This is a genomic window from Clostridium tarantellae, assembly GCF_009295725.1.
In the GTDB taxonomy this organism is placed as follows: domain Bacteria; phylum Bacillota; class Clostridia; order Clostridiales; family Clostridiaceae; genus Sarcina; species Sarcina tarantellae.
This window is the reverse complement of record NZ_WHJC01000363.1, coordinates 1-2,989: the sequence shown is the minus strand read 5'-3', so window position 1 is coordinate 2,989 and position 2,989 is coordinate 1. Positions and strand designations below refer to the sequence as shown.

General features: G+C 21.3%; 4 protein-coding genes. 2 read left to right on the top strand and 2 right to left on the bottom strand.

Annotated features, from left to right (window positions below; genetic code table 11):
* Positions 1-89: 89 nt before the first annotated feature.
* The gene (locus GBZ86_RS14475; RefSeq protein WP_152891812.1) at positions 90-347 is read right to left on the bottom strand and encodes a hypothetical protein; all 258 of its coding nucleotides are present in this window, start codon (positions 345-347) and stop codon (positions 90-92) included.
* Positions 340-915 carry an RNA polymerase sigma factor gene (locus GBZ86_RS14470; RefSeq protein WP_152891811.1) on the bottom strand — a complete coding sequence of 192 codons (576 nt, stop codon included), beginning with the start codon at positions 913-915 and terminating at the stop codon, positions 340-342. The genes GBZ86_RS14475 and GBZ86_RS14470 overlap by 8 nt, the downstream gene beginning before the upstream one ends.
* Positions 916-1,685: 770 nt before the next feature.
* On the opposite strand from GBZ86_RS14470, the gene GBZ86_RS14465 reads away from it, so the two are divergent.
* On the top strand, positions 1,686-2,309 hold the full coding sequence (locus GBZ86_RS14465) for a hypothetical protein (RefSeq protein ID WP_152891810.1): 624 nt from the start codon (positions 1,686-1,688) through the stop codon (positions 2,307-2,309).
* A 169-nt stretch (positions 2,310-2,478) separates the two neighbouring features.
* Positions 2,479-2,989 (top strand): hypothetical protein (locus tag GBZ86_RS14460; RefSeq protein ID WP_152891809.1); only part of this gene is annotated, 511 nt, incomplete at its 3' end.

The following is a 2,989-nucleotide window of genomic DNA, read 5'->3' as shown; positions in this document are numbered from 1 at the left end:
TAGATATATAAAATAAAATTTATAAATTTTCTATGCTAAAATGAAAATTCTTTAAAAAAATAAACACCAAACCATATATTTAGATATTTTTATCTTCTAAAAAATAGTTTGGTGAATAATTCGGGTTTATATATATTCCATCCAAACAGTAATATTACTATAGTTAAAATACTTATAAAAATAAACTCTCCTTTAGCATAAAATAAATTGCTTAATCCAACTTCTTTATACATATTTTTCAAATGTGTGTACAAAGACTTTTTAGTAGGTATTGCTTTGTCCACAATAAAATTAATTTGCTTATCTATTTCAAAATCATCTGGCATATCTATGTGAAACTTATCCATATATCTGTCTCCTTTTTAAATTATTTTTTAAAAATTCTTTTTTTATTTTTTTAATCATGGAATAATATTTAGTTTTAACTGTAGATTCAGAAATATTTAAAATTTTAGAAATCTCTAAAAATGTACTATCAAGAAATATTTTAAGCCTAAAAATTTCTTGATAGTCACTACTCATTTTATTAACTATATTTTGTATTTTTTCTACATCTTCCTTATATTCTAAGGTAAGTACAAAATCATCCTGAATAGGTATATCCTCATTCTCTTCCATTGGTTCTATAAATTTATTATATTTATAATTTTTTGATCTATAATAATCAACTATCTTATTTGTAGCAATTTTATATAACCAAGTTATAAAGGAAGCTTTTTCTTTATTAAATTTGTCTATACTTTTAATCATACTAAAAAAAATATCTTGAGTTAAATCCATAGCTAATTCTTTTTGAGAAGTTTGTTTATATACATATATGTAAATCTCTTTATAATAAATTGAAACTAATTCATTACCAGCAATTTTACTATTAAACTTAACTATGTCTCTAATAAGCCTGTCCTCTTTATCCATATAGTAACCTCACTTTCATTTCATAAGTTTATTAACTCTTCATTTATGTATTCATAATATTAATTAAAATAGTTTTAATTAATTTATTAATATTTGCATTTATATAAATTAAAATAACTTACTATTAGTGTCATAAAAAGCTAAAAGTATTCTCTAAGCTTATATTATTACCTATACTATTTATAAAGTTTTTAAGTCTTGACTCATTATTAAAAAATCCATTACGGAAATACCCTATATCACCTTTTAAGCTAAAAAATATTGAAATCATTGGTTCTCATGTATCTTTATGTAATTACAAGCATATTAGGTGAACTATTTTTAAAACTTTTTTTCTTCTAAATAATTTAATTATATAATATCTCCAATATGAAATGTAATATTATTTAATTTATCAACAAGTATATCTGCATATTCTCCACCATTTATAGTTACTTGAGCTTTAATTTTTTTTATATTTATTTCAGTAGAATTTAAGCATAATCTACCTGTATTTAATTTTAATTCAAAACTTCCTATTTATTCATTATTAATTGATTTTAATGTAAAACTGTAGACTTTATTCTTCCACTGCTTAAATCATTTTTATAGTTTAAAACTATATAATTTTTAAAAGATAGATTATATAGTTAAAATTTTCTAATTTAAGCACAAATTAAATATTTAAACTTTTTTATTGTATTTAAGAATAAATTTATTCACATATTTTTAATAAAGTAAATATATTATATTAGCAAGATTACTCTTGACTTTATTTTTAGGTGATTAATATGGCAAGTATAACCATTTTAAATGTTAGTAATAGACCTATTGATTTCTCTATTTATTATCTAGATAAAAATTCTACTGAAACCCTTACTTGCAAAAGTACTGCTTATTTTGGTCCCACTAAATATGAAACTATTGAATATCCTGATGATTGCACTGAAATTATGGTTTCAGTATCTATAGAAATAACTTCTGATGTATTTGAGCATATTGTTTCATTAAAAATCCCTTCACCTAGCACAAAATTTTATGAATTTATTAATGATAATGATAAGGATGCTGGTTTATTTGAAATAAATGCTAATAACTTAAAAAACATTTCTAAAATTAAATTCAAAAATAAAACCTTAAATGGATGTGCAATAGCTTTAGCTTTTGATATTGGCGGAAAAGAATTTATTCAAAATAAAGGAATTTCCAAAAATCGTGGTTTAACTTTAACTATTCCTTTTAATGCTAAAAACTTAAGATTTACTGTTTATACTCTTAGCCCTTCAGACGGTTGGATAGATTTAAAAACCATTGCTTTACAAGATCTTCTAGAAGATAAGTGTTATGAATTAATACGTAATCCTTCTACTTCTAATTTTTTATTAAAAGAAACTTGTTCTTCTACATCTAAATAATTATTATGAACTACTAAATAAATTTTTAAAATTTTCTTGAAAAAATTTTAAAAACTAAAATAGCTTGCTAAAAAGCTATTTTAGTTTTTAACTTTATTCACATATTTTTATATTGTAAAATATAATATATTAGTAAGATTAATCTTAACTTTATTTTTAGGTGATGCTGATGGAATATATAACTATACTAAACAACTCTTTAGAATCTATTAGTTTTTATGTATATTTTTATAAAGATGAAAATTTAAAAGATTTAGTAGGAATAAAGACACCTTTTTTTGGAAACAATGATTTTCAAATGGTTTCTATTCCTGAAAACTCTATTAAAATAGTTATCTCTTTACGTATAAAAACATCTAATGGTTCCATGGCTTATATAAGTTCTATAAAACTTGATAAAGCTGTTTCAAAAACCTATCAATTTTTAATATTAGAAGAAAAACCTAATCTTTTTGAAATTAATCCTGCTCATATAATAAGTAATAATTATATTTTTGTAAAAAATAAAAGTTCTAATAAAATTAAAGGAGATTTAAGTTTTAATATTGAAAGAGAAACTGTTACTCAACTAAGTAAAATTGCAAAAAAAGAAAATCATATACATCTTGAGATTCCATTTAATGCTACAAATATCAACTTTACTATTTATATATTAAACATTTTAGGCAATTGGAAAAAAA